Source organism: Pseudonocardia alaniniphila, from assembly GCF_022524485.1.
Taxonomy (GTDB): domain Bacteria; phylum Actinomycetota; class Actinomycetes; order Mycobacteriales; family Pseudonocardiaceae; genus Pseudonocardia; species Pseudonocardia alaniniphila.
In genome coordinates this window covers 1-25,843 of the sequence record NZ_JAKXMK010000040.1, presented here as the reverse complement: position 1 = coordinate 25,843, position 25,843 = coordinate 1, and the positions used below count along the sequence as shown (strand labels likewise).

General features: G+C 68.9%; 22 protein-coding genes. 15 read left to right on the top strand and 7 right to left on the bottom strand.

Annotation, left to right across the window (positions count from 1 at the left end; all coding sequences use genetic code 11):
* Positions 1–4 precede the first annotated feature (4 nt).
* The 6 genes from MMF94_RS36060 to MMF94_RS36035 all read left to right on the top strand — a co-directional run bounded on the left by MMF94_RS36060 (position 5) and on the right by MMF94_RS36035 (position 6,012).
* Positions 5–820, top strand: a complete 816-nt coding sequence (locus MMF94_RS36060; RefSeq protein ID WP_241041955.1) for an ABC transporter ATP-binding protein — start codon at positions 5–7, stop codon at positions 818–820.
* A complete protein-coding gene (locus tag MMF94_RS36055; RefSeq protein WP_241041954.1) occupies positions 817–1,662 on the top strand; it encodes an ABC transporter ATP-binding protein in 846 nt (281 codons plus the stop codon). Before MMF94_RS36060 ends, MMF94_RS36055 begins: the two co-directional genes overlap by 4 nt.
* A 31-nt stretch (positions 1,663–1,693) precedes the next feature.
* Positions 1,694–2,782, top strand: a complete 1,089-nt coding sequence (locus MMF94_RS36050) for an isocitrate/isopropylmalate dehydrogenase family protein (RefSeq protein WP_241041953.1) — start codon at positions 1,694–1,696, stop codon at positions 2,780–2,782.
* Between the two features lie 40 nt (positions 2,783–2,822).
* Positions 2,823–3,569, top strand: a complete 747-nt coding sequence (locus tag MMF94_RS36045; protein ID WP_241041952.1) for a cupin domain-containing protein — start codon at positions 2,823–2,825, stop codon at positions 3,567–3,569.
* 65 nt (positions 3,570–3,634) lie between these two features.
* Entirely contained in the window at positions 3,635–4,462 is an 828-nt protein-coding gene (locus tag MMF94_RS36040; RefSeq protein WP_241041951.1) for an alpha/beta hydrolase family protein, read from the top strand.
* Positions 4,459–6,012 carry a serine hydrolase domain-containing protein gene (locus MMF94_RS36035; protein WP_241041950.1) on the top strand — a complete coding sequence of 518 codons (1,554 nt, stop codon included), beginning with the start codon at positions 4,459–4,461 and terminating at the stop codon, positions 6,010–6,012. Before MMF94_RS36040 ends, MMF94_RS36035 begins: the two co-directional genes overlap by 4 nt.
* Before the next feature lie 32 nt (positions 6,013–6,044).
* Here the strand turns inward: MMF94_RS36035 and MMF94_RS36030 are convergent, their stop codons facing one another.
* Positions 6,045–8,378, bottom strand: a complete 2,334-nt coding sequence (locus tag MMF94_RS36030) for an aminotransferase class III-fold pyridoxal phosphate-dependent enzyme (RefSeq protein WP_241041949.1) — start codon at positions 8,376–8,378, stop codon at positions 6,045–6,047.
* A gap of 234 nt (positions 8,379–8,612) precedes the next feature.
* Here MMF94_RS36030 and MMF94_RS36025 point away from each other — a divergent pair, with 234 nt between their 5' ends.
* Positions 8,613–9,581 (top strand): threonine/serine dehydratase, encoded by a 969-nt coding sequence (locus tag MMF94_RS36025; protein ID WP_241041948.1) that lies wholly within the window; start codon positions 8,613–8,615, stop codon positions 9,579–9,581.
* A gap of 82 nt (positions 9,582–9,663) precedes the next feature.
* On the opposite strand, the gene acnA is transcribed toward MMF94_RS36025, so the two are convergent.
* Complete coding sequence (gene acnA / locus MMF94_RS36020; RefSeq protein ID WP_277398898.1) at positions 9,664–12,327, bottom strand: aconitate hydratase AcnA; 2,664 nt, start codon at positions 12,325–12,327, stop codon at positions 9,664–9,666.
* Positions 12,328–12,402: 75 nt separating this feature from the next.
* Positions 12,403–13,629: an ornithine--oxo-acid transaminase gene (gene rocD, locus MMF94_RS36015; protein WP_241041947.1), complete on the bottom strand. Its 1,227-nt coding sequence runs from the start codon at positions 13,627–13,629 to the stop codon at positions 12,403–12,405.
* A gap of 331 nt (positions 13,630–13,960) precedes the next feature.
* Here rocD and MMF94_RS36010 point away from each other — a divergent pair, with 331 nt between their 5' ends.
* The 6 genes from MMF94_RS36010 to MMF94_RS35985 are packed head-to-tail and all read left to right on the top strand — an operon-like array spanning position 13,961 to position 21,019.
* Positions 13,961–15,106, top strand: coding sequence for an ABC transporter substrate-binding protein (locus MMF94_RS36010; protein WP_241041946.1), 1,146 nt, complete (start codon positions 13,961–13,963; stop codon positions 15,104–15,106).
* Positions 15,103–16,887, top strand: coding sequence for an ABC transporter permease (locus MMF94_RS36005; RefSeq protein WP_241041945.1), 1,785 nt, complete (start codon positions 15,103–15,105; stop codon positions 16,885–16,887). Before MMF94_RS36010 ends, MMF94_RS36005 begins: the two co-directional genes overlap by 4 nt.
* Positions 16,880–18,007 (top strand): ABC transporter ATP-binding protein, encoded by a 1,128-nt coding sequence (locus MMF94_RS36000; protein WP_241041944.1) that lies wholly within the window; start codon positions 16,880–16,882, stop codon positions 18,005–18,007. The genes MMF94_RS36005 and MMF94_RS36000 overlap by 8 nt, the downstream gene beginning before the upstream one ends.
* A 26-nt stretch (positions 18,008–18,033) precedes the next feature.
* Positions 18,034–18,867, top strand: a complete 834-nt coding sequence (locus MMF94_RS35995; RefSeq protein ID WP_241041943.1) for a PHB depolymerase family esterase — start codon at positions 18,034–18,036, stop codon at positions 18,865–18,867.
* Between the two features lie 23 nt (positions 18,868–18,890).
* Complete coding sequence (locus MMF94_RS35990) at positions 18,891–19,454, top strand: SGNH/GDSL hydrolase family protein (protein ID WP_241042022.1); 564 nt, start codon at positions 18,891–18,893, stop codon at positions 19,452–19,454.
* Positions 19,451–21,019 (top strand): gamma-glutamyltransferase family protein, encoded by a 1,569-nt coding sequence (locus tag MMF94_RS35985; RefSeq protein ID WP_241041942.1) that lies wholly within the window; start codon positions 19,451–19,453, stop codon positions 21,017–21,019. The genes MMF94_RS35990 and MMF94_RS35985 overlap by 4 nt, the downstream gene beginning before the upstream one ends.
* A gap of 18 nt (positions 21,020–21,037) precedes the next feature.
* Here the strand turns inward: MMF94_RS35985 and MMF94_RS35980 are convergent, their stop codons facing one another.
* Entirely contained in the window at positions 21,038–21,736 is a 699-nt protein-coding gene (locus MMF94_RS35980; RefSeq protein ID WP_241041941.1) for a GntR family transcriptional regulator, read from the bottom strand.
* Positions 21,737–21,923: 187 nt separating this feature from the next.
* Positions 21,924–22,607 (bottom strand): alpha/beta hydrolase, encoded by a 684-nt coding sequence (locus tag MMF94_RS35975; protein ID WP_241041940.1) that lies wholly within the window; start codon positions 22,605–22,607, stop codon positions 21,924–21,926.
* 195 nt (positions 22,608–22,802) lie between these two features.
* Between MMF94_RS35975 and MMF94_RS35970 the strand changes: the two genes are divergently transcribed.
* On the top strand, positions 22,803–23,492 hold the full coding sequence (locus MMF94_RS35970) for a class I SAM-dependent methyltransferase (protein WP_241041939.1): 690 nt from the start codon (positions 22,803–22,805) through the stop codon (positions 23,490–23,492).
* Between the two features lie 80 nt (positions 23,493–23,572).
* Positions 23,573–24,481 carry a TIGR03560 family F420-dependent LLM class oxidoreductase gene (locus MMF94_RS35965; RefSeq protein WP_241041938.1) on the top strand — a complete coding sequence of 303 codons (909 nt, stop codon included), beginning with the start codon at positions 23,573–23,575 and terminating at the stop codon, positions 24,479–24,481.
* Between the two features lie 106 nt (positions 24,482–24,587).
* On the opposite strand, the gene MMF94_RS35960 is transcribed toward MMF94_RS35965, so the two are convergent.
* Positions 24,588–24,995 (bottom strand): Zn-ribbon domain-containing OB-fold protein, encoded by a 408-nt coding sequence (locus MMF94_RS35960; RefSeq protein ID WP_241041937.1) that lies wholly within the window; start codon positions 24,993–24,995, stop codon positions 24,588–24,590.
* Between the two features lie 5 nt (positions 24,996–25,000).
* Positions 25,001–25,843, bottom strand: an 843-nt coding sequence (locus MMF94_RS35955) for a thiolase C-terminal domain-containing protein (protein WP_241041936.1), incomplete at its 5' end; no start/stop codon positions are given.

Below are 25,843 nucleotides of genomic sequence, written 5' to 3'. Positions count from 1 at the left end.
GCGCATGTTGTTGGCGATCGAAGATCTCCACCTGTCGGTGCCCACTCCCGTGGGCTCCCGGGAGATCCTGCGCGGCGTGTCCCTCGACGTCGCCGATGGCGAGACGGTGGGGCTCGTCGGTGAGTCCGGCTCCGGCAAGTCGACCACGGCGAGAGCGGCGCTGCGCCTGACGCCCGACCGCGCGTCCCTGTCGGGCACCGTGACGGTCTGCGGGCACGGGATGGTGGCGGACGACCGTGCGGCGGTGCGGAAGGTCCGGTCGGAGCTGGCCGCCATGATCTTCCAGGAGCCGCGAGCGACCCTCAACCCGGTGCGCCGCATCGGCGACTCGGCCACCGAACGGCTCGTCCAGGTGCACGGTATGGCCAAGGCGACGGCACGCGAGCGGATCGCGTCGCTGTTCGCCGAGGTCGGGCTCGACGACACGGACCGTGTGCTGCGGGCGTACCCGCACCAGCTCTCCGGCGGGATGCTGCAGCGGGTGGTGATCGCCGCGGCACTGAGCATCGAGCCGCGCCTCTTGCTCGCGGACGAGGCGACGAGCGCGCTCGACGTGACGACGCAGGCGGAGGTGCTCGCGCTGCTGCGGCGGCTCCAGCGGGAGCGGCACATGGGAGTCCTGTTCATCACCCACGACCTGCAGCTCGCCGCCGCCTACTGCGACCGCGTCTACGTCATGAAGGACGGTTCCGTAGTGGACCACCAGCCCGCCGGCACGATCTTCGTGAACCCGGCCAACCCGTACACGAAGGCACTGGCCGACGCCGTTCCCCGGCTCCCCGAGCGAGAGTCCGCCGCACCCGCGGAGGCGCCGGCATGAACGACGTGCTGAACGATGCTGTGCAGGTCAGCGGCCTGACCAAGACCTTTCCGGGACGGCGCGGGGCGGCCCGCGTGGTCGCGGTGAAGGACGTGAGCTTCGGGCTGCGCAAGGGCGAGGCGCTCGGGCTGGTCGGCGAGTCCGGCTCCGGCAAGACCACGGTCGCCCGCATGCTGGTGGGTCTCACCCGTCCCGACGAGGGCACGATCGTGATCGACGGACGGGCCAGGGAACGGAAGGAGCGCGGCAGGTCGGCGAGGCTGCGCCGGGCCAAGGACGTCCAGATGGTCTTCCAGGATCCCTACGGTTCGCTGGACCGCAGGCTGAGTGTCGAGGGGGCGTTGCGCGACGTCCTGCGCAGGCACCTGCCCGAGCCGGCCACGGAGATCGTGCGCGCTCGGATCGCCGAGCTGATCGACTTCGTGGGGCTCTCCGAGCAGCAGCTTGCGTCGCGCCCTCACCAGCTCAGTGGTGGGCAGCGCCAGCGGGTCGCCATCGCGAAGGCACTCGCGGTGAACCCGGCCGTGCTCGTGCTCGACGAGGCGGTGTCCGCATTGGACGTTTCCGTTCAGGCGCAGATCCTGAGACTGCTGAACGAGATCCGCGCCGAGACAGGCGTCAGCATTGTGTTCGTCACGCACGACCTCGCTGTGGTCGGTGAAGTGACGAGCGAGATTTTGGTGATGTACAAAGGAGAGGCCGTGGAACGCGGCACCACAGCAGACGTGTTGCGCCGGCCAGAGCACCCTTATACGGAGATGCTGCTCTCCTCCGCGCCGGGGCCGAACTGGAAACCCGAGCGGGTCGCCGAACTGCGGGCCGCTTTCGCCGGCTCGCGGTGACGACAATTCGAAAAGAGATCTGATCGCCACGATGAAAGTACTCGTACTGCCCGGGGACGGTATCGGGCCGGAGATCGTCGGTCCGACCGTGGACGTGCTCGAAGCGGCCGACGCAGCCTACGGTCTCGGCCTCGATCTCGAGACCGCCGACATCGGCTTCGCCGGCCTGGACCGGGAGGGCACGACGCTTCCGCAAGCCGTGCTGGACCGGATACCCGAGGTCGGGGGAGTGATTCTCGGTCCGGTGTCGCACTACGACTACCCGCCGCGGCACGAAGGCGGCATCAACCCGTCCGCCGAGCTTCGCGTCCGGTTCGATCTGTTCGCGAACATCCGCCCGTGCCGGTCGAGGGCGGATCTGACCGTCCTGCGCGCCCCGATGGACCTCGTCCTGGTCCGGGAGAACACGGAGGGCTTCTACTCCGACCGGAACATGTACGCGGGAAGCGGCGAGTTCATGCCGGATCCCGACAATGCGTTCAGCATCAGGAAGATCAGCGCCCGGGGCTGTGAACGAGTGGCCCGCGCGGCGTTCGAGCTCGCCCGCCGGCGTCGCCGGAAAGTGACGGCGGTGCACAAGGCCAACGTGCTCAAGCTCTCCGACGGCCTGTTCCTCCGTGAGGTGCGCAAGGTCGCGGAGGCGTTCCCCGATGTCGAACTCGAGGAGCTGATCGTCGACGCAGCCGCGGCCGCGCTGATCCGGCGGCCGGACGCGTTCGACGTGATCGTCACCACCAACATGTTCGGCGACATCCTCTCGGACGAAGCGGCCGAGCTCTCGGGCAGCCTCGGCCTCGGCGGCTCGCTCAACGCGGGCGACGACGTCGGGGTCGCCCAGGCACAGCACGGCTCCGCGCCGGACATCGCGGGCCGGGGAATCGCCAACCCGACGTCGCTCATCCTCTCCGCGGCGATGTTGCTCGACTGGCGCGGCCGGCGTGACCGCAACGAGGCGCTGGTCGCGGCGGCGGCCGGCATCGAGTCGGCCGTGGAGACCGTGCTCGCAGAGCCCGGATCCCGCACCCGTGACCTGGGCGGACACCTCGGCACGGCCGAGTTCGCGGCCCATGTGGTGGCGAGGCTGACCAGCGCCGGCGCAGTGGCCGCGAGCGGGAACTGACGTCGTTCTCCGCCGATCACCACCCATGAAAGGAGCGGGTGTGTCGTCTCTGCCTGTCCCCGGCATCAACCAGCAGGCGTCGATCCTGCGTCCCGATCAACTTCCCGCCACGGACCGCGGAGCGGGTGCGCGCACGGTGCCGCTGGTGACGACTGCCCGGGGTGCGACGAGCTTCCTGAACGGCATCACGAGTTTCGCGCCCGGCGCCGTGATCGGCCATCACCTCCACAACGTCGCCGAATCCGTGATCGTCCTGCAGGGCGACGCCGTCGTCGACATCGACGGGGTGCGGACGCCGCTGCACGTCTTCGACACGACCTTCGTGCCGGCCAACATTCCCCACCATTTCGAGAACGCTTCCGATTCCGAGCCCATGAAGATCTTCTGGACGTATGCCTCCGTGGACGCGACCAGGACGCTCGTCGAGTCGGGGGAGCATTCCCGGATCGACGAGGAGCACCCGGGAGGGCCGGACGGATCCGTGCGCATCGTGCGTGAGACCGCGCGGATCACGGTGCTCCCGGGCCGGGAAGATGCGTTCGAGGCGGCGATCGCCGAGGCCGCCCCGCTCTTCCAGCGCGCGAAGGGTGCGCGCACGTTCGTGCTGGAGCGCTCGCAGGAGAACCCACGGGAGTACCGGCTCGTCGTCGGCTGGGAATCGATCAGCGACCACACCGCGGGATTCCGCGGATCGGCCGACGTCGAGCGGTGGCGTGGGCTCGTCAGCGACTCGATCGCCGGGTTGCCGGAGGTCGAACACTTCCACCATGTCCTGACCGCCTTCTGACGGCGATCCGTATCGCCTTCGCCGAGTTGACCACGACCGGCCGGAGCACAAGAGGAGTACACGCAATGTCCACCCCGGAACCCGATTCAGAGGGCGCCAACTTCATCGGCGGGACGCCGTTCTTCGCATCGCGACACGACCAGCGCCTTTTCTACGCCTTGTACGTGCCGAAGGATCACACCCCGGACGCGGCTCCGTTGCCGCTCGTCGTCATCCAGCACGGCACCGGACGGTCCGCGGAGCTCTACCGCGACCGGTGGAAGAACTTCGCGATCGAGCACCGCTGCGTCATCCTCACACCGCTGTTCCCCGCCGGGCTGGTGGAGCCACGGGAGCTGCACAGCTTCAAGTTCCTCGAGTACAAGGGCATCCGGTTCGACGAGGAACTGCTGCACATCGTCGACGAGGTCGGCGAGGGGTTCAACACCGAAACCGAGACCTTCTACCTGCACGGATTCTCCGGTGGCGGGCAGTTCGCGCACCGCTTCTTCTACGCCCATCCCGACCGGCTGGCCGCCGTCTCGATCGGTGCCCCGGGCCGGATCACGCAGCTCGACGACTCGCTGCCCTGGTGGCTCGGTACCGGAGGCTTCGAGGAGCGCTTCGGGATCGCGATCGACATGGACGCACTGCGACGGGTGCCGGTGCAGATGATCGTCGGCGGCGACGACGTCGAGACCTGGGAGATCAACAACCCCGGTGGGCCGAACTGGATGGACGGCGTCGAGAAGACCGGCGGCACCCGGATCGAGCGGCTCGAGACGTTGCGTGCCAACTTCGAGGCCAACGGTATCGAGGTGCGCTTCGATGTCGTTCCCGGTATCGCTCACAAGGGCAGCGAGGTCATCCCCGTGGTCCAGGAGTTCATGGCGGATCTGTTGAGCCGGCGGTGATCCAGCACGCAGACCACACCGGCCGGCTCCGGCCTGCCCACGACGAAACGGTGACCATGGCGGAAGACCTGGCGACCATGGGGATGCGGCCCGTGCACGCGCTCCTGCAGGATCTGGCGAAGCGGGGAATGCGCCTGCACTCGCTGCTCGTCCATTGGCAGGGGCGGACAGTGCTGGATCTGTGGCAGTGGCCGCACGACCCGGACCTCAAGCACAAGCTGCATTCGGCGACCAAGAGCTTCACCGCCTCTGCTGTCGGTTTCGCCGAGGCCGAGGGCCTGCTCGGGCTCGACGATCCGGTCGTGACCTTCTTCGATGGCCGGCTTCCGGCGGTGCTCAGTGAGAACCTGCTCCGGATGCGGGTTCGTGACCTGTTGACGATGCAGACCGGCCACGGCCGCGGGCTGTCCGGTGCGACGACCCGGCTGCGGCGGACCGGGTGGGTCGAGGAGTTCCTCGAGGAGCCGGTGGTCGAACTGCCGGGCCGCACCTTCATGTACAGCAGTTCGACGAGCCACGTCCTGTCCGCGATCGTGCAGGAGGTATCCGGTCAACCCGTCGACGAGTATCTGCGGCCGCGGTTGTTCGAACCGCTGGGCATCGTCGACTTCGACTGGGAGCGAGACCCGGAGGGGGTCGCCAGCGGCGGCAACGGCCTGTCGCTGCGACCGCGGGACCTGTTGTCCTTCGGCGTGCTCTACCTCCAGGACGGTGTGTGGGAGGGAAAGCGGATCCTGCCGGGCGGCTGGCCGCAGAAAGCCTGCGCGCTGCACGTGCGGCGCGCTGTCAGCGGCGACTGGAACGGCACGGAGCTCGTCCGGCCGCCCGCGGACGCTGTTGCCGACTCCGGCTATGGCTACCAGTTCTGGACGACGGAGGACCGCATCTACAACGCCTCCGGCATCTTCGGGCAGGAGTGCATGGTCTTCCCCGACCAGGGCGGGGTCGTGGTCGTGACGGGCGCGATGGGTGAGGGCACCTACCACGACCTCCCGGAGATGCTCCGGGAAACGTTCCGGGACGCCTTCGACGAGACGATGCGGGATCCGATCGTCGACGCCGCAGAGGCCGAGGCGGTCAGCCACTGGGTTCGACGTGCTCGCGAACCGGAGCCGTTGCGGTCCTCGGCGCACCGGGTCGGGTTCCGGGAGACCTACGACTTCGAGCCCAACGAGCACGGCCTGCGTTGCCTGTCGGTCGAGGTGCGAGCCGACGCCGTGCTGCTCGTTCTCGAGGACGACCGTGGCCGGCACACGATCGAGCACGGAATCGGGCAGTGGACTCGGCAATGCACCGGCGTGAGCGTCTGGCGGCTCCACCACTCCTACCAGGACACCCTCGCCGCCATCGTGGCCGGTGCGCAATGGTCGGTTCCGGGTGAGGACGGTGCCATGGCCGACACCCTGTGCCTGACGTGGCATTTCCTCGAATCGCCGTTCATCGACCAGCTCATGCTCCGCTTCGACGCGGATGGCGTCACGGTTGGGCACGAGGTCAACGTCAACTCGGGCCCGACCGAGCTTCCGCCTGTGCGGGGGATCCGGCGGTAGGGACGCCGGGGCGCGCCCCTACCGCGCGGCTCTCACGTTCTCCCGGCCCGCAGGTCCGACAGCGCTCGGTGGAGCCCGTCGATGAACACATCGACGTGGGCGGGCTCCCAGACCAACGGCGGGCGCACCTTCAGCACATCGCCGCGCGGGCCCGTCGAGCCCGCGAGCACGCCGTGTGCGACGAGCCGGTCGAGCAGGGAACGGGTCAGGGCTCTGGAGGTCGTCTCGCCGTCGGCGCGGATGTCGATGCCGGCGAGCAGGCCGATTCCGCGAACGTCGCCGAGCAACGGCTCGTCGGCGGCGAGCTCGCGGAGCCGCCGGCGCAGCTGGTTGCCGACCTCCACCGCCTGCTCGGGCAGGCCGGTCAGGTGCAGGACGTCGAGGACGGCGTGGCCGGCGGCGGCTGCGGCCGCTGTGGCGGCGAAGGTGGAGAAGTACTCGTACTTCCGGGCAAGGGCGTCGGCGATCTCGCGCCGCGTGACGACCGCGCCGATGGGATAACCGGCGCCCATCGGCTTGCCGAGCGTCACGATGTCCGGCGTGATGCCGGCGAGCGCGAAGCGCCACAGCAGCGGGCCGCTGCGCCCGTACCCCGACTGGACTTCGTCCGCGAGGTACAGGGCGCCGACGGCGTGAGCGCCGTCGACGAGGCCCGCGGCGAAGTCGGCGGGCACGTCGAGGATGCCTTCGGAGGTGAACTGCGAGTCGGCCAGCACGAGTGCCGGGCGGTCACCCGCGGAGCGCAGCGCCTCCGCCGTCCGCTCGATGCGCTGTGCCGCGGCGGCCCTGGTCAGCTCGGCCGCGGGACCGTGCGGCGCCGGGAACGTGGCGACGTGGTGCGGCCGGTAGCCGGGCGGCCACTCGTTCGAGCTCAGGTCGGCCATCCACTTCGACGATCCGTGGTAGGCGTGCTCCGCGATGACGGCCGCCGTGGCGCCCGTGTACTCGGTGGCCAGCCGCCAGGCGAGCTCGTTGGCTTCGGTGCCGGACGTGGTGAACAGGCAGGTGTCCAGCTCGGCAGGCATCGTGGCCAGCACCCGCTCGGCGAGGTCGACCACGCCGGCATGGAGGTAGCGCGAGTGGGTGTTCAGCAGGGTCAGCTGCCGGCCGATCGCGTTGGTGACCGCGGGATGCGCGTGCCCGACGACGGCGACGTTGTTGTACGCATCCAGGTATCGCGTGCCGCCGGGGGAGAAGAGCCAGGGCCCCTCACCACGGACGAGCTCGAGCGGTTGCCGGTAGAAGAGGGGCGACAGCCCGCCGCCCATCGCCTCGGCCCGGCGGCCCGGAAGGCTGCTGCCGGGTATGGCGGACGCGAGGTCGCGGGTGCCGGCCAGGCGCTCCATCCGGTGGGCGAGCTGCTCCGGACCGAGCTCACCGAGCACCTCCAGGACGCGCTCGCTGCCACGGTCGTACTGGGTGATGTAGCGATGGTTGTCCTCGTGAGGTCCGCGCCTGGTCGCCGACACCGCCAGCGTCGTCACCAAGCGGGCGATGACGAGTTCGCCGAGCAGGGACACCTCGGCCGGCAGCAGGGCGCGATGACGTTGGTAGCCACGGAGCACGGCGTCGGTGAGGCGCCAGATCGTCTCCGTGCCGGCGTCGCCCGTCGTGCGCAGCACCGACGCCAGGGTGGCGGCGAGGTCGCAGGCGGCACCGGTGTGGTGCATGTCGCCGAAGTCGATCACGGCGGTGACCGTGCCCGAGTCGGCGAGCACGTTGGTGAGGGTGACGTCGCCGTGCTGGATGCCGGACGGAAGGGCGCCGGTTGCATTCAAGGCCGGTGTGACCCGGGCGGCGAGGTGCTGCAACGGGCCTGCTCCGATGCCCGAACCGGCCAGCACCGCCGGCATCCGCCTGATGTCCCACATCAGGGCCCGTCCCGCCGCCGGGTGGAAGAAGCCCTGCAGCGCGACGGAGACACGGCCCGCGACGGCGCCGACCTGCTCGGCGAGTGCGGTGTCGATGGGCCGGCCTTCGAGCGGGCTCCCGGGCAGGAGCGTGATCAGCCGGGCCAGGCAGTCGCGGCCGGTGTCGTCGGCCAGGTGCACGACGGGCGCGCCGGACCGCGCGGCGACCGTGGCCGGAACCGGCAGCCCGGGATCCGAGGCATGGACGTGCGCGAGCGCGCGGACCTCCATGTCGATCACGTCGGACCGCTCGGCGGGGTTGGAGACCTTGAGGACGAACCGGCTGTCGACGAGGACGTTGAGGTCGCGTTCGCTGTCGAGCGGACGCAGGTCCGGGCCGGCCAGGTGCCAGTGGTCGTGCAGCACGTTCCGGAGGCTGTCGGGGGAGAGAATCGGTGGGGGCTCGGTGAACACATCGGTTGCCGGTTCGTCCGGGACAGCCGTCTCGGTGGTCATGATGCTGCTTCCTTCGTGGTTTCGAGTCCGGCTGTTCAGCGCCGCTGTTTACGCCGTTCTCGGGCCGCGCCTTCCGGAAGAAGGCCATACGATATAACATCGTGGAGGCGAGACCAACAGCCTCGCGGCGCACCGTACCGCGAGAGCGATGACGAGGGCCGGCGGCACATCGATTCACGAGCGGGCCGGGCCCGCGCGACACATTTACGTTCCTTCATTCCGAGGAGTTCGAGCGTGGTCACTCTGTTCGAGAGAATAATGGATGCGCACCAGGGTATTCGGCCCGACGTTCCCGTGACACCGCTCGAACACAGCAAGCTTCTCTCCCGCGAGGCGGGATGCGACGTCTGGCTGAAAGCGGAGCATCTGATGCCCACGGGCTCGTTCAAGGTCCGCGGCTCCGCGAACAAGATCCGTACGCTCGGTGCCGACGCGAAGCGGTCGGGTGTGATCACCGCGTCCACCGGCAACCACGGGCTCGGGGTTGCCCGGGCCGGTGCGCTGTCAGGCGTCGACGTCACGGTCTACGTCAGCAACACGGCAGCGAGGTCGAAGATGGCCGCGATCGAGGCGCTGGGTGCGAAGCTCGTCGTGATGGAAGGATCCCCGCTCGACTCGGAGATCGAGGCACGACGGCAGTCTGAGCTGCAAGGAAAGCCCTATGTCGCCCCGTACAACGATCTCGACACGATGGCCGGGCAGGGCACCGTGGGTGTCGAGCTGGCCGAGCAGGCACCCGATCTCGACGCGGTGTTCATGTGTGTCGGAGGGGGCGGGCTCATCGGCGGCACGGGCACCGCGCTCAAGGCGCTCAGCCCCGCCACCCGCGTGGTCGGCGTGTGGCCGAAGGCATCGACCTGCATGCTCGACTCGCTGAATGCCGGCCGCATCATCGAGACGCCGGAGTACGACACCCTCTCCGACGGCTCGGCCGGCGCGGTGGAGCCGGGTTCTGTCACTTTCCCCGTCTGTCAGGAAGTGATCGACGACACGCTGACCGTCAGCGAGGCGGAAATCGCGCGGGGGATGCGCATTGTGGCCGAGAGCGAGCGGTGGATGATCGAAGGCTCGGCCGGCGTCGCGGTCGCCGGACTTCTTCAGAAAGCCTCGCAATACCGCGGCAAGAAGGTGGCGGTCGTGCTGTGTGGCCGCAACATCGGGCTCGACATGTTTCTCGCCGCGATGGAGCGCGCACGAAACTGAGGTTATAACCACGAGGCCACCACGATGACGTGCCGGTCGGGGCGGTCGGGATCGGGTCGATCCCGGCCGCTCGCCGTATTCGTCACGAGCCGTTGTCCGCTTTCTGGAGTCGTCGCAGAACGAGTTTCATGACTCCGCCGTTGTGGTAGATCTCGCGTTCGCGCTCGGTGTCGAGACGAACGATCGCGTCGAACTCCCGGTCGTCCGCTCGCACCCGCGCCGTCGTCGCCGTTGCCAGGCCTGCGACTCCCCGGATCTCGATCACCTCATGCCCGGTGAGCCCCAGCCGCCGCGCGCTCTCGCCCGGACGGAACTGAAGGGGCAGCACACCCATCCCGATCAGGTTCGAGCGATGGATCCGCTCGAAGGACTCGGCCAGAACAGCGCGAACGCCCAGCAGCGCCGGTCCCTTCGCCGCCCAGTCCCGCGACGAACCGCTCCCGTACTGCGCACCGCCCACGATCACGAGGGGGATGCCGGCCTCGCGGTAGGCCATGGCGGCGTCATAGACCGGACGCACCCGGCCGTCTTCCGCGAAGCTTCGCGTGAACCCGCCCTCCACACCCGGTACGAGCTCGTTGCGCAACCGGACGTTGGCGAACGTGCCGCGCATCATCACGTCGTGGTTTCCCCGCCGCGAGGCGTAGGTGTTGAAGCCGAACCGGTCCACCCCGCGCTCGGCGAGGTAGCGGCCCGCGGGGGAGTCGACGGGAATCGCCCCGGCCGGTGAGATGTGGTCGGTCGTGATCGAATCGCCGAGCATCACCAGGACCCGCGCGTCCACGACGTCCGCAACCGGCTCGGGCTCGGCCGACATCCCCTCGAAGTAGGGCGGGCGCCGCAGGTAGTCGCTGCCTGGATCCCAGCCGAACCGATCGCTCGTGACCTGGCCCAGGTTCTCCCAGCGAGCGTCACCGGTGAAGATCCCCGCATACGCGGCGGTGAACATCCCGGGCGCGATCACCGTGTCCATGACCTCGGCGACCTCGCTCGACGAGGGCCACACGTCGCTCAGGAACACCGGGGTCCCGTCCGGTGCGTGGCCGAGCGGATCGGCCGCCAGATCGGTCTCCATCGTGCCCGCGAGCGCGTACGCGACGACGAGTGGGGGCGACGCGAGGTAGTTCATCCGCACGTCGGGGTTGATCCGTCCGGCGAAGTTCCGGTTGCCGGACAGCACCGAGACCACCGTGAGCCCGTCGGTCCTCGCCGCGTCCTGCACCTGCGGGACGAGCGGGCCGGACGCACCGATGCACGTCATGCAGCCGTAGCCCGTGAGATGGAATCCCAGCTGATCGAGGAACGGCGTGAGTCCGGCGGCATCCAGGTAGTCGGTCACCACCCGCGATCCGGGTGACAGCGTCGTCTTGACCCACGGCTTGCTCCGGAGCCCGCGCTGCGCCGCGTTGCGCGCGAGCAAGGCGGCGGTGACCATCACCGACGGGTTCGAGGTGTTCGTGCACGACGTGATCGCCGCGATCCCCACGATGCCGTGACGCAGCTTGTGCTCGGACCCGTCCAGGATCGCCGGGACGGCCATCGCCGGGTCCGCCACCGGCGACGCCTCGGCGAGCGCCCCGCGGAATCGCGACGGGGCCTCGGCCAGCGCAACCCTGTCCTGCGGGCGGGACGGTCCGGCGAGCGACGGCCGCACGTCCGTCAGGTCGAGCTCGACGGTCTCCGAGTAGTCGGCCACGACGTCAGGCCGGTGCCACAGCCCTTGAGCCTGCGCGTACGCCTCGGCGAGCGCCACCCGCTCCGCCGTGCGTCCGGTGAAGCGCAGGTACCGGATCGTCTCCTCGTCGATCGGGAAGTACGCGCACGTCGAGCCGAACTCCGGGCTCATGTTCGCGATCGTCGCCCGGTCGGGAACGGACAGCCACCGGACTCCCTCCCCGTAGAACTCGACGAACTTGCCCACCACCCCGTGCGCACGCAGCAACTCGGTGATCGTCAGCACGAGATCGGTCGCTGTGGCTCCGTCCGGGAGAGCGCCGGTGAGCCGGACCCCGACGACCCGTGGCAGCAGCATGTTGACGGACTCACCGAGCATGGCCGCCTCGGCGTCGATCCCGCCGATGCCCCAGCCCAGGACCCCGATCCCGTTCACCATCGTGGTGTGGGAGTCCGTGCCCACGCAGATGTCGGGATACGCCCAGCCCTGGTCGGCCACGACGACGCGCGCGAGGTGCTCCAAGTTGACCTGGTGCATGATCCCCTTGCCCGGAGGCACCACGTCGAAGTTGCGTAGTGAGGTCTGGCCCCAGCGCAGGAACCGGTAGCGCTCGGCATTGCGTTCGTACTCGATCTCGACGTTGCGCTCGAAGGCGTCCGGCGAGCCGAAGACGTCCGCGATCACCGAGTGATCGACCACGAGCTCGACGGGAATCTGCGGGTTCACCGACGTGGCAGCACCGCCGATCTCGTGCATCGCGTCGCGCATGGCCGCGATGTCGGCGATGCTCGGCACACCGTTGGTGTCGTGCATGAAGACGCGGGCCGGGTGGATGTCGACGGCGACGGAGAACGCGTGCTCGGAACCCCACGCGAGCACGGCCTCCACCTGGTCGCGCGTCACGCGGTGGCCGTCCTCGTTGCGCAGCAGGTTCTCGAGCAGGACGCGGATGGTGTACGGCATCCGAGAGGGCGCGAGGTCGCCGATGCGGGCGACCCGGTAACGATTCGAGCCCACCCGGAGCTCGCCGAACGTGTCGAAGCTGTCGAGGCGGCCGGCGGGTTCAGCCACGGGTGATCCGTCGGGACGCGGCTGACGCCCACATGCCGGAGTCGGCAGGGCGCCCCGGTAGGAGGAGACCGGGGATCACCGGTTCACGACCTGCTCGAGCGCGTCCAGCCCGCGATCGAGCTCCGGCTCGGTGATCACCAGCGGGGGAGCGAAGCGGAGCGTGCGCTCGTGGGTCTCCTTGCACAGCACCCCGCGGCTCATGAGTGCCTCCGATGCGTCCCTGCCGCTCGGCCCCGCGGCCGGCAGGTCCACGCCGGCCCAGAGGCCGCGACAACGCACCGCCTCGACCCCATGGCCCACCAGTGCGGTGAGCCGGTCGTGCAGGTGGGCGCCGAGCACCCTGGCCCGCTCCTGGAACTCGCCGGTGGCCAGCAGCCGGACGACCGCGCGGCCGACCGCGCAGGCCAGTGGGTTGCCGCCGAACGTCGAGCCGTGCTCGCCGGGACGCAGTACGTCCAGCACGTCGGCCCGGCCCACCAGCGCCGACACCGGCAGGATGCCACCGCCGAGTGCCTTGCCCAGCGTGTAGAGGTCGGCGCGGACGCCGTCGTGGTCGAGCGCGAGCACCTGCCCCGTTCGCGCCAGCCCGGACTGGATCTCGTCGGCGATCAACAGCGCACCCGCCTCATCGCACAGCCGTCGAGCCTCTGCGAGGTAGCCGGCAGGCGGGATGATCACGCCCGCCTCGCCCTGGATCGGCTCCAGCAGGACGGCCGCCGTCCGCTCCGAGATGGCCTCGGCCAGCGCGGCGGAGTCTCCGAACGGCACGACGACGAACCCGGGCGTGAAGGGGCCGAAGTCCGCGCGGGCGGTGCGGTCGGTCGAGAACGACACGACCGTGGTGGTCCGGCCGTGGAAGTTCGACGCCGCGACGACGATCTCGGCCGTGCCGTCCGGGACCCCCTTCACGCGGTAGGCCCATTTGCGTGCGACCTTGATCGCGGACTCCACTGCCTCCGCGCCGGAGTTCATCGGTAGCACCTTCTCCGTGCCGGTCAGCTCGGCGAGCTCCTGACAGAACAGGCCGAACTGGTCGTGGTGGAACGCCCGCGATGTGAGCGTGACGCGACCGAGCTGCTCGACGGCCGCCGCCACGAGCGCGGGGTGGCGGTGGCCGAAGTTCAGCGCCGAGTACCCGGACAGGAAGTCGAGGTGGCGCCTGCCCGCGACGTCGGTGACCCACGCGCCCTCGGCGTGGGCGATCACCACCGGCAGGGGGTAGTAGTTGTGCGCGCTCCACCGCTCGTCGAGCGCGATGAGGTCGGCGGTGGTCGTCGGCGGGCCGTCGGCGAACGTGGTCATGTCGCCAAGGTTATAACCTCGTTGCCGCGTTCGGAGTGAGCTGTGCGTCATGTGCTGTGACTTCGCCGGCGCATGGCTGCCCTGCACTCGGTGGACGCAAGAGTGATCAACTCAATCGCCGAAGAGGCGTTGAGCTGCGACTACTCTCCGAATGGGGCGTCTCTTCGCCCGCGACTCCGGCGTTCGGGCTGAGGCGAACGGCTCGGCGCGGTCTGACGTCGAGGGGAGAATCTTGTAACGACCCCGTTTCGATCTTCGTGCTGGAGTCTGCGCTGTCTTAGGTTATAACCTTTCTGGCCGACAGGGCCGTCACGACTCCCAGAGGTGTGAGATGTTCGAGCGAGCACGATGGTCCCGGCGGGTGGGCGTCGTCGCGGTGGCTGCGGCGTTGCTCGCGGTGGCCTCCTGCGCGAGCGCGCCCGCCGCGCCGCCCAACCCGATCGCCGTTGAGCAGGTGCCCGACTACTACCCCGCGGACTACCAGCAGATCATCGAGGGGTCCAAGGCCGAGGGCGGCGAGCTCGTGATCAACTCGGGCACCGCGAAGGAGAACTGGGCGCCGATCTTCCGCGACTTCCAGAAGAAGTACCCCTGGGTCGAGTCGATCCTGGCCAAGGAGAGCGGCGCGGAGGGGTACCAGCAGCTGCTGAACGAGATCGCAACCGACTCGGTGCAGACCGACCTCATGGTCGTGAGCTCGACGCAGGGATGGAACGAGTTCGCCGCGCACGAAGGCGCACTGGCCGAGTACCGGTCACCCGAGGCGGACCACCTGCCGGAGTTCGCCGAGCTCCTCCCGAACGTCTACGCCATGTCGCTCGATCCAATGGGCATGGTTTACAACACGGCGCTGATCAGCAGCGACCTGACAAGCCTCGCCGATCTGGCCGACTATGCGGCCGCCCACCCGGGCGAGCTCGACGGAAAGGTCACGGTCCGGGAGGGATCGACCCCGTTCGGGTTCACCGTGGCTTACGCATGGACGGAGTGGAACCCGAAGAACCCCGATGCCAAGGCCACGTTCGAGAAGCTCTTGCCGCTCTCGCGTGCGGAGACCTCGTCCGGTATCCAGATCGAGAAGGTCCTCTCGGGCGAGTACGCGGCGGGCTTCCTGATCAGCAGCGCGCTCGGATACGAGCAGGAAGAGCGCAGCGGTGGCCTCGTCAAGTTCGTCCTGCCGAAGGACGGCACGCTCCTGCTCGGCCGCGGCGCCGGGATCATCGGGAAGGCGCCCCACCCGAACACGGCACGCCTCTTCCTGGACTTCCTGCTCTCGGAAGAGGGGCAACGCGCCGTGGCCGAAGGTGGCCTCACCGCCTACCGCGACGGCATCGAAGGCACGCAGGGCCTGCGGACCTACCAGGACCTCGTCAAGGAGGTCGGCGACGACTCGATCGTCGTGGTGCCGTTCGACATGGTCCCGCAGGCCGAGGTCGAGCAGTACATCGCCCGGTTCGCCGAGCTGCTCCCGGGATGAGCCCGAACCTGACGGAGGCGGGTGCCCGCCCCGCGGCAGGGACGCGCCCCTCCTCGGCGCTCTCGTCGCCGCGCTACCGGCGCGTTCTCGGCGTCGACCGGAGCCGGCTGCTCCAGTACGCGACGCTCGTCGTCCTCGCGGTCCTCGTCGTCGCCCCGATCGCGCCGATCCTCTACCAGTCGGTGATCGACCGGCCCCTCCACGAGACCGGGCAGATCTTCACGCTCGGCAACTTCGCCGCCCTCTTCTCCGAGGCCGGATTCGGTGAGGTGATCCTCAACACGGCCGTGCTGGCCGTGCTGACCACGGTGCTGACCCTGGTCATCGCGGTGCCGATGGCCGTGCTTGTGGTACGGACCGCGCTGCCGTTCGGCCAGGTGCTGGGACTGTCGATGCAGTGGCCGTTCTACATCTCGTCGCTGATCCTCGGGTTCGGCTGGATCACGATGTACGGGCCGGCCGGGTTCGTCAGCGCCGAGGTCCGGGAACTGATCGGGTTCGTGCCGTGGAACCTCTACAGCCTGCCCGGCATGGCGTTGACCGAAGCAGTCGCTCTGGCGCCCGTCACGTACGTCTTCTGCGCGAACGCGCTGCGGCAGGCCGACGCCGCGCTCGAGAGCGCGGCTCAGGTGTGCGGCGCGAAGCCACTGAGGATCATCTTCACGGTCGTCGTGCCCATGCTCCGGCCGCCGGTCGTCTACGCAACGATTCTGACGTTCAGCACGTCCATCGAGTCCCTCAGCGTGCCGCTGCTGTACGGCACGCCGACCAACATCAGGGTCTTCTCGACGTTCCTCTACACCAACGGGCTGGAGTCGATCTCGCCCGATTACGGTGTGCTCGGCGCCGCGTCGATGATCATCCTGGCCGTGACGTTCGGGCTGGTCTTCCTGCAGGCCAGGGTCCTGAGGAAGGCCCAGCGGTTCATCTCGGTCCGCGGCAAGGCGACGCGTCCGCGCCGCCTCGAGCTCGGGTGGGTGAAGTGGGCCGGGGCCGTGCTCGTCACGATCTACGTCCTGTTCGGCGCGGCGATACCGATCCTCGGGCTGGTGTTCCGGTCGTTCACCCTGGTCTTCACGCCGATGCAGAACCCGTTCCGGACGCTGACGCTGAACAACTACGCCGACATCTTCAGCTTCGACGACTACGTCCGGTCCATCACGAACAGCCTGACGGTCGCGGTGGTCGGTGCCGTGGTGGTGAGCGCGCTCGCGCTGATCGCGGTGATCGTCGCCCGCCGGTCGACGTTCCGGTTCCGGCGGGCCGTGGAGTATCTGGCATTCGCGCCACAGGCGATCCCGGGAATCATCGTCGGGATCGGCTTCTTCTGGGCGTTCGCCCTGCTGCCGCACAGCGGGCCGCTGGGGGCGATCGTCCAGGGCACTCTCGTGGGCGTGGTCATCGTGTTCGGTTTCGGCGCGGTGCCCACCGCGTTCAGCTCGATCGCCTCGTCGATCACCCAGATCGGGTCGGAGCTGGACAATGCCGCGCGCACGTCCGGGGCGGACTGGGTGGGGGCGTTCGCCCGGATCCTGTGGAGGCTCCTGATACCGGCCTTCGTCGGCGCGATGATCCTGACGTTCGTCGCGCTTCTCAAGGCGTACGCGTCTGCGCTGTTCATCGCCTCTCCCGACTCCGAGGTCATCGGGACGACGATGCTCGTCCTCTGGACGGAGGGGCAGACCGGATCGGTTGCCGCGCTCGCCACCCTGCAGATCGCCATCACGGCGGCGGTCGTCGCGGTGGCGGGCCGGTTCATGAAGGGACACGCACATGCCTGAGGTACGTCTGTCCGGCGTATCGAAGTCCTTCGGCGACGTGGCCGCGCTGGACGCGGTCGACTTCACGATCCGCGAAGGCGAGTTCTTCACGCTGCTCGGTCCGAGTGGCTGCGGCAAGTCCACCACGCTGAACTGCATCGCCGGGCTCGAGGAGCCCAGCACGGGCAGCATCACGGTCGGCGGGACACCGTTCGTCGACGTGCAGCGCGGCCTCTACGTCCCACCGGAGGAGCGCAACCTCGGCATGGTCTTCCAGTCGTACGCGCTCTGGCCCCACATGACCGTCCGGCAGAACCTCGCCGTTCCCCTCTCCATCCGCAAGGTCGCGCGCCACGACAAGGCGGAGCTCATCCACGAGGCGCTCGACAAGGTGGGCCTCGTGCACCTCGAGGACAGGTACCCGCACGAGCTCTCCGGCGGGCAGCAGCAGCGTGTCGCGCTCGCGCGTGCCCTCGTGTACTCGCCGTCGGTGCTCCTGCTGGACGAGCCGCTGTCGAACCTCGACGCGAAGCTGCGGGAACAGGCCCGGGCCTGGCTCAAGCGCCTTCAGGAGGATCTCGGCATCACCACGGTCTACGTGACGCACGACCAGGACGAGGCGCTCTCGCTGAGCGACCGGATCGCGGTCATGTTCGACGGGCGGATGACGCAGATCGGCACCCCCACCGAGATCTACGACGCGCCGGCCACCCCTCACGTGGCTGCCTTCGTCGGGAGCTGCAACTTCCTGATCGGGAAGGTCGTCGAATCGGGAGCCGGAGTCGTGCACGTGCGACTCGAGAGCTCGGGTTCGGTCGTCCACGTCGCGGCGTCGACCGCGTTCACGCCGGGCCAGGACGTCACGCTGGCGATTCGTCCCGAGCGGCTGTCGATCATCCCGGCCGAGAGCGGATCCACGGATGCCAACGTGCTCGACACCGACGTGCTCACCCGGTCCTACGTCGGTTCCCGGTTCGAGTACGACCTGCAGCTCGGCCGGAACGTGGTCAAGGTCGTCACGCAGGACGGCACGCTGGCGGGCGACGTGCGACTGGTGTTCGGCCCGGACGACGCCCTGCTGTACCCGGACATCTCGATCCCGTCGGCCGAGGCGCAGCAGCTCTCGACCGTGTCCGCATGATCCAGGTGCCACGACAGGAGCAGGCAATGACAGGCAATGATCCCCGGAGTTCGGCCGAGCACTTCTTCACCGGCGCCACCACCACGATCGCGGCACAGGTGGACCAGCGATTCAGCTACAGCCTCTACATCCCGAAGCGCCGGGCCGGCGACCCGGAGCGGTACCGGCTCGTGGTGATGCAGCACGGCACCGCGCGCACTGCCACGCGGTACCGGGACGCGATGATGGGTTTCGCCGAGGAGCAGCGTGTCGTCGTTCTCGCGCCGTTGTTCCCTGCGGGGATCGTCGACCCGGACGACCTGCACAACTTCAAGTTCCTGGAGTACCGCGGCATCCGGTTCGACCTCGTGCTCCTCGCGATGATCGACGAGGTGAGCCGCCGGGTACCGCTTCGGACCGAGCGGTTCCTGCTGCACGGGTTCTCCGGAGGCGGCCAGTTCGCGCATCGCTTCCTGTACGCACATCCGCAGCGGCTCCTCGCCGCGTCGATCGGCGCACCGGGCCGCCTGACGTTGCTCGACGACACGACGCCGTGGTGGCTGGGGACGAAGGACTTCGCGAGGATCTTCGGCGCGGCGCCCGACATCGCCGAGATCCGGAAGGTGCCGATCCAGCTCGTCGTCGGGGACCTCGACGTCGAGGGCTGGGAGATCAACAACCAGTACGACTCCAACTGGCTCCCGGGGCTTGAGAAGCAGGGGAAGACCAGGATCGAGCGGCTGCAGACGCTGCAGAAGAATCTGGACGACCACGGCATCGCCGCCCGCTTCGACCTCGTCCCCGGTGCGGCGCACCAAGGACTGAAGATGATCGACGTGGTCTGCGAGTTCTTCGCGTCCGTCCTCGCGAGGCCGTCCTGACCAGCACAGGGACGAAGTGCGTGATGCTCTTCGGCGACAGCATGCTCGCCCGCTTCACGAAGCCGCGGATCCGGCATCTCGAACATGAGCTCGGCGGGGCCGCGACCGTCTACAACTGCGCCACGGGCGGCTGGGACAGCTCCGACGGGGCGGCGCGGGCGGCGCTCCTCGGCCGGATCGGCTGGGACACCGTGGTGCTGTCGTTCGGCGGCAACGACTGCGCCCCGTGGAAACACGTGGCGACCGACCGTTTCGCCGTCAACATGGCCACGATCGCTGACGCCTTCGCCGGCGCGCGCCTCGTGGCGTTCCTCCCGCCGGTGATCGAGGAGATCGAGAAGCCCGCTCTGGGTTCGAGAAGCAACCGCGACCTGGACGAGTACCGCGAGATCCTGCGGTCCGTCGTCGGCGCCGACGCGTGCCTGGACACGGACCGGATCCTCCCGCCGGACGCCGGTGCCCGCGGCCTCGAGCCGGACGGGCTGCATCTCACGGAGGACAGCTACACCCTCGTGATACCGGTCCTCGCGCAGGTGATCGGGCGCGGGTTCGGCGGTTCACGACGAGACCGGAAAGCTGGATCATGACACGTCACTCGGCGCCCTCACGCGGACGCGGATCGATCGCCAGCCCGCATCATCTGGCCACGGAGGCGGGGGAGGACGCCTTCCGCGCGGGTGGCAATGCCATCGACGCTGCTATCGCCGCGGCCGTGGTGCTGGACGTGGTGTATCCGAACCAGACGGCGCTGGGTGGCGACGCGGTGGCGCTCGTGCGCACTCCCGGCGGGGCGATCCACTGTGTGAACGCGACGGGTTGGGCGCCGGCGGCCCAGTCGGCGGAGCGGTTGCGGGCGGCTCACGGTGCGGCCATCCCGTTCCGTGGCATCGACACGGTCACCGTGCCGGGGGCGGTTCGTGGCTGGGAGGCGCTCCGATCCTTCGGGGCGCGGCTGCCGTGGTCGGCACACTTCGATGCCGCCGTCGACCTCGCGTCGGGCGGTGCGCCGGTCGGCCGGTCCCTCGCCGCAGCGATCGCCGAGAAGCGCGATGTGCTGTCGCAGGATCCCGGCTGCCGCGATGTGTTCCTTCCTGGTGGGAAGCCGTTGGAGGAGGGTGACGTCTTCCGCCAGCCTGCGCTCGCGCAGTCGCTGGCGGAGCTGGGGGCCGAGGGCTCGGAAGCGCTCTATTGCGGGGGCGTGGGCCGGCGGCTGATCGACGGTCTCGCGCAGCTGGGCTGTGTGATGACGCTGGAGGATCTCGACGGTTTCCGGTCCGAGTTGGTGGCACCCCTCGCGGCGCCCTTCCGCCAGTACGAGGTCATCACCAGCCCGCCCAACACGCAGGGGTTCATGCTGTTGCGGGCGCTGAAACGGCTTCAGGAGATCGGCGACCCGGAGGACGTCCTGGGCGAGCAGGCCGGTGCGCTCGCGGAGATCTTCGAGCACGGCAACGCGGTTCGTGATCTCCTGCTGGCCGACCCGAGATTCGCCACGGTGGATGCCGGTGAGCTGATCGATCGCGATCCGGCCGCGACTCATCGGCCGTCGGAGGGGGCGCGCGTCGGCGGCGACACCGTCGGCATCTCCGCGATCGATACGGATGGGTACGCGGTCTCGCTGCTGCAGAGCGTTTACAACGCGTTCGGGTCCGGGGTGCTGGAGCCGGTGACCGGCATTCTCATGCAGAACCGGGGACGGTCCTTCTCCCTGGATCCGCTCTCGCCCAACGTCGTGGCTCCCGGCAAGCGGCCGCGCCACACCCTCATGCCCGTCATGGTCACCGAGGGCGGGAACATCAGGTGGATCAGCTCCACCATGGGTGGGCACGGGCACCCGCAGATCCAGGCCCAGTTGCTGCTGCGCTGCATGGCGGGAGACTCCCCGGCCGCCGCGGTCGACGCGCCCCGCTGGATCGTCGGGGTGCAGGATGCCGGGGACACGAACATGACGGTCTATGTGGAGAGCGACCTGCCGGCCGGTACCACGGACTCGTTGGCCGCTCGAGGATTCGTCCCGAAGGTGCTGCCTCCGCACGACGAGTGGCTCGGTCATGCCAACCTGATCAAGGTCGGTGACGACGGCCGTTTCGACGCGGTGAGCGACCCCCGGTGTGACGGCTCGGGCGGCGAGGTCGAGCTGCCACCCCGATGACGCAGGCCCGCGCCGCCCTCACCCTGATTCGTGCGCGTCCGGTTCGGCGGACTGCAACCTGGTGAGCCGGGAGGCCGCCTTCGCCCCGAGACTGCCCCGGATGTGGCGGTGCATGATCGCTGAGGCGGAATCCGCGTCGCCGGAGATCACGGCATCGAGCAACTGACGGTGCTCGTCTGCAGTGACGGCGCGGTCCCGTTCGTCGGTGCGATCGCGGAGACCGACGAGGCGATAGCGATCGGCCTTGTCCCACAAGTCGTCCAGGGTCGATATGAGGATCTCGTTGTGCGATGCACGGTAGATGGCGCGGTGAAATCGCCGGTGGGCAACGAGGTCGGCGATCGACGGGCGATCGGGTAATGCGTCGATCTGAAACGAAGCTCGCATCTCGGCGATGTCGTCCTTCGAGCGTCGTTCCGCCGCCAACGCGGCAGCGAGGGGATCGACGGCGAGCCGAATTTCGACCAGGTCACGTGCTTCTTCCGGGGACAACGCGGTAGCTCGTGCGTCGCGGTAGGCGTCCAGTTCGACGAGGCCTTCGGACTTGAGCCGGCGCAGGGCCTCCCGCAGGGGTGTGGTGCTGATGCCCAGGCTACGAGCGATCAACGCCTGGTTCAGAATCTCGCCAGGGGCGAATTCATGGCTCACGATCTTGTCGCGGAGCCACGCATAGGCGAACTCACTCTTCGTCGAGTAGTCGTGTTCCGGGCCGACCACGCCTGCCTCCTCTCGTCGTCCGTTGGCTGGTGGCCCTGCATGCGCAGTGAATCCGTTGCCCCGGGCATCGGGATCGTTGATAGATCACACTTTACTCATCGTGAGACGAGGTCGATGTGAGCGTCTGCACCGAGGCCTGATCCGATCCGCTGGCGGTTCGCGGCGAGCCGTCAGTTGTGCACCACCGTCAGATCCACAGTCTCGCGATCTCGTCGAGGAGCGCGGCCAGCTCGGCGGGACGGGACAGGAACGGGGAGTGGCTGGTCGGGATCCGCCTGATACTCCTCGCGCGACGGGCTATCTGCTCCTGAAGCCGGACCGGGATTGCGGCATCGTTGTCGGTGATGACGTAGGTGGAGGGAACGGTGTGCCACGCCGCCCTGGTCACACGGTCGGCGAACGGCTGGCGGCGCTGGTCGACGAGCCGGCTGACGGCCAGGTCGGCGACCGCCTCGGGTACGTCGGCGTAGAGCTGGGCCCGCGGGTCCGAGCCGACCGGGAACAGGTCCTCCGTCGAGTCGGGATCGGGGGCGCCGTGCAGGCTGAACAGCGACTCGTCGATGTCGGGGACGTAGGCGGCCAGGTACACGAGCTGCCGAACGTCGGGCAGGCCGGTGAGGCCCTCGGTGGCGGGGATCCCGCCGTACGAGTGGGCCACGACGACGACCGGGCCGCCGATCGCCTCGGTTGCGGCGCGGACCGCCTCGGCGTCTTCTCGCACGCCGCCATGCGGGTCGGGGCCGGTGGTAGGCAGCTTCACCGCGCGGCTGGCATAGCCGAGGGCGTCGAGCTCCCCGCGCAGCAGATCCCAGGTGGACGGGAGGTGCCATGCGCCAGGGACGAGAACGAGTGTGGGCCGCTGAGCAGTCATGATGCTTCTCTCTTGAGTAGCCGGACAGCATCTCGGACCCGTATTAGGTTACGGTATTCACATGTAACGTATCGTGGTGCCGCGACCAGCCGGACCAGGGGGCTGAGCCCCTGGGTGCGGGCCCCTCCTGCACGTTCTGAGGTGTATGCGCGTCGCTGGAGTAGCTGCGCTGCTGTCTCTTCTAGGGTCTGTCCAATGGGCTGTTCATCATCAGTGCGTCGTCCGGCCGATCTCGACATCGTTCGCGAGTCCTACGACCGCGTCGCGGACAACTATGTGGAGATGGTGGCGACGACCGGCCTCGGAGACGTCCGTACTCACCCGTGGCTACGAGCTGCAATGGACGTGTTCGCCGACGCGGTCGGCGGCCTGGGTCCGGTGCTCGACGTCGGGTGCGGCCCAGGCACCGTGACGGCGTACCTGGTTGATCGCGGTGTGAACGCGTCAGGGGTGGACCTGTCGCCTCGCATGATCGAGCACGCCCGCCGTCTGTACCCCCAGTGCAGCTTCAGCGTCTCCTCGTCGACCGACCTCGATCTGGCCGACTCGTCGTTGGGCGGAGTCATGGGGTGGTGGTCGTTGTTCAACCTGCCTCGCGACGTTCTGCCGCAGGTCTTGTCGTCGTTCGCCCGGGCTCTGGTGCCAGGCGGGCAACTGATCGTCGCGACGCACGTGGGGGACAGCGATGTGGCTCGTACCGAGGCCTACGGCGGTGTCGCGGTCAACTGGACGACCTACCAGTGGCGACCGGAACAGCTCACCGCGCTGATCGAGCAGACAGGACTACGACCGGTTGCTGAGCTGCGGCTTCCTGCGGAAGGGCAGATCGGCCCGGGCGTGGTGGTCGTCGCTCAACGCGATCACGGTGAGCTTCGGCAGGTGTAGGACGAATCGCCTCAGCGTGTCGATCGCGATCCTCGCCGCATGTGACCTGGTGGCCCCGGTCTGGGTATTACGGTCGGAACATGGACTTCTCCTTGTGGCCGCTGGGCGCGCAGCCGTGGCAGGACACCCTCGCGGTCACCGAGTACGCGGAGCGCACCGGCTGGCACGGCGTCTGGATCGCCGATCACTTCATGGCGAACGGCGCTGAGGGCGTCGGAGTCCCGATGAACGAGTGCATGGCGGTGCTGGCCGCGCTCGCGAGCCGGACCGAACGGGTCCGGCTCGGGTCGATGGTGCTGGGCAACACGTATCGGCACCCGGCCGTCGTGGCCAACCAGGCGGCGACCGTGGACCAGATCAGCGGCGGCCGGTTCGTGCTGGGAATCGGCGCGGGCTGGCAGGTCAACGAGCACGAGGCGTACGGCATCGAGCTGCCGCGACCCCGTGAACTGCTCGCCCGTCTCGATGAGGCCTGCCAGGTCTTCACGGGCCTGCTCACCCGGGACCGCACGGACTTCGACGGGAAGTACTACCAGCTGACCGGTGCGCCGCTGGAGCCCAAACCGGCGGCGATGCCGCTGCTGATCGGCGGTGCAGGGGAGAAGGTCACCCTCGGCATCGTCGCCAGGTACGCCGACGAGTGGAACCACTGGAGCCTGCCGGAGGTTGCTGTCCGCAAGGGCGAGGTGTTCCGCGAACACTGCGAGAAGATCGGCCGCGACCCGCGCACCGTCCGCCGGTCCACCCAGGCGCTGTTCGAGGTCATCGACCCGGACGACAACGAGGCTGCGGAGCGCCGCGAACGGCTGGTGGCCTCCGGGAGGCCGGTGGTGATGGGCAGCGCCGAGGAGTTGCTCGACACGTTCGGCCGGTATGCCGAGGCGGGCATCGACGAGGTGCTGGTCCCGGACGTCACGCTCGGCAACGGTCAGCGGCGGATCGACGCGCTCGAACGGCTCCGCGAGGAAGTCTTCGTCAAGCTCGGTTGAGCTGACCGAGGCCCGGGCACTACCGGCCGGTCGTCGGCGGACAGCCACACGCCCAAGCGCGGGATCTTTCTGGCGCTCGCTTCGCCTTGTGACGCCTGCTGCGCGCCTACCCGGCCGGCCGGAAGACGGGGATGGCGGTGCCGTCATGGTCCTCCCAGTCGAGGTGCACGCGTTGCCCGATGCGGATGGTGCCGGGTTCGGCGATCACCTCGGTGAGGATGCGGAAGCCTTCGTCGAGATCGATGTAGGCCACGGTGTAGGGCGTGTGGACGCGGAAGAACGGGTGGCCGTGCTGGCGCACCACGGTGAAGGTGTAGACGGTGCCGCGGCCTGTGGAGTCGAGCGTTTCGAGGTCGGGGTCGTGGGCGCGGGGGTAGAACACCACTTCGCCGGTGCTGCGGCGGCGTTGGTAGGTGAGCCGGTGCTGGGCGCAGGCCCGCCAGAACGGTCCGGTGTCGGCTTCGTCGAGCACCGGGAGGGGCCGTGTGGGTGCGGTGTCGGTGGTGGCGGTCACGGTGATCAGTCCTTTCCGAGGAGGATGGTGGCGGCGGAGTGGCGGGTGCCCAGTTGCCCGCCGTTGCCGTGCGCGACGGCCAGGCGGGCGCCGTCGACTTGGGAGGTCGACTCGCCGCGCAGCTGCCGGGTGGCTTCGATGAGCAGGAAGATGCCGCGCATGCCGGGGTGGTTGGACGACAGGCCGCCGCCGTCGGTGTTGAGCGCGGGTGCTCCGGGGCGGTCCCAGCGCAGCCGTCCGTCTTCGACGTAGGAGCCGCCCTCGCCTTTCTTGGCGAAGCCGAGGTCTTCGAGCAGTGTCAGGACGGTGATGGTGAACGAGTCGTAGATCATCGCGATGTCGATGTCCTCGGGCCGCACTCCTGCCTCGCCGAAGGCGAGTGGTGCGGAGTGGGCGCCGGCGCTGGTGGTGAGGTCGCGGGTGTTGCCGGGGTAGCGCACGGCTTCGCCGCTGCCGAGGATCCAGACGGGGGGTGTGCGGGTTCCGGTGGTCACATCGTCGCCGACGATCACGACGGCGCCGCCGCCGTCGGAGACGAGGCAGCAGTCGAGCAGGTGCAGCGGGTCGGCGATCATCCGTGAGCCGAGCACGTCGTCGGTGGTGAGCTCGCCGGTGTTCTTGATGCCGAGGTCGTGCAGTCCGGCGATGGCGTCGGGGTTGCGGACGGCGTGGGCGCGGGTGGTGACGGCGATCTGGGCCAGTTGTTCGGGTGTGGTGCCGTACTCGTGCATGTGCCGCTGGGCCACCAGGGCGTAGTTGCCGATCAACGGGAGCCCGTAGGGGGTCTCCATGTTCATCCCGGGTGCCGGGTCGGGGGTGCTGCGGGCTCCGGTGCCGATGGCTCTGGC

Bases quoted from the DNA above. Each gene is read 5' to 3' on its own strand.
- MMF94_RS36060 (WP_241041955.1), top strand. From the start codon at position 5: ATGTTGTTGGCGATCGAAGATCTCCACCTGTCGGTGCCCACTCCCGTG.
- MMF94_RS36055 (WP_241041954.1), top strand. From the start codon at position 817: ATGAACGACGTGCTGAACGATGCTGTGCAGGTCAGCGGCCTGACCAAG.
- MMF94_RS36050 (WP_241041953.1), top strand. From the start codon at position 1,694: ATGAAAGTACTCGTACTGCCCGGGGACGGTATCGGGCCGGAGATCGTC.
- MMF94_RS36040 (WP_241041951.1), top strand. From the start codon at position 3,635: ATGTCCACCCCGGAACCCGATTCAGAGGGCGCCAACTTCATCGGCGGG.
- MMF94_RS36030 (WP_241041949.1), bottom strand. From the start codon at position 8,378: ATGACCACCGAGACGGCTGTCCCGGACGAACCGGCAACCGATGTGTTC.
- rocD (WP_241041947.1), bottom strand. From the start codon at position 13,629: ATGACCACGTTCGCCGACGGCCCGCCGACGACCACCGCCGACCTCATC.
- MMF94_RS36010 (WP_241041946.1), top strand. From the start codon at position 13,961: ATGTTCGAGCGAGCACGATGGTCCCGGCGGGTGGGCGTCGTCGCGGTG.
- MMF94_RS36005 (WP_241041945.1), top strand. From the start codon at position 15,103: ATGAGCCCGAACCTGACGGAGGCGGGTGCCCGCCCCGCGGCAGGGACG.
- MMF94_RS36000 (WP_241041944.1), top strand. From the start codon at position 16,880: ATGCCTGAGGTACGTCTGTCCGGCGTATCGAAGTCCTTCGGCGACGTG.
- MMF94_RS35995 (WP_241041943.1), top strand. From the start codon at position 18,034: ATGACAGGCAATGATCCCCGGAGTTCGGCCGAGCACTTCTTCACCGGC.
- MMF94_RS35990 (WP_241042022.1), top strand. From the start codon at position 18,891: ATGCTCTTCGGCGACAGCATGCTCGCCCGCTTCACGAAGCCGCGGATC.
- MMF94_RS35985 (WP_241041942.1), top strand. From the start codon at position 19,451: ATGACACGTCACTCGGCGCCCTCACGCGGACGCGGATCGATCGCCAGC.
- MMF94_RS35975 (WP_241041940.1), bottom strand. From the start codon at position 22,607: ATGACTGCTCAGCGGCCCACACTCGTTCTCGTCCCTGGCGCATGGCAC.
- MMF94_RS35970 (WP_241041939.1), top strand. From the start codon at position 22,803: ATGGGCTGTTCATCATCAGTGCGTCGTCCGGCCGATCTCGACATCGTT.
- MMF94_RS35965 (WP_241041938.1), top strand. From the start codon at position 23,573: ATGGACTTCTCCTTGTGGCCGCTGGGCGCGCAGCCGTGGCAGGACACC.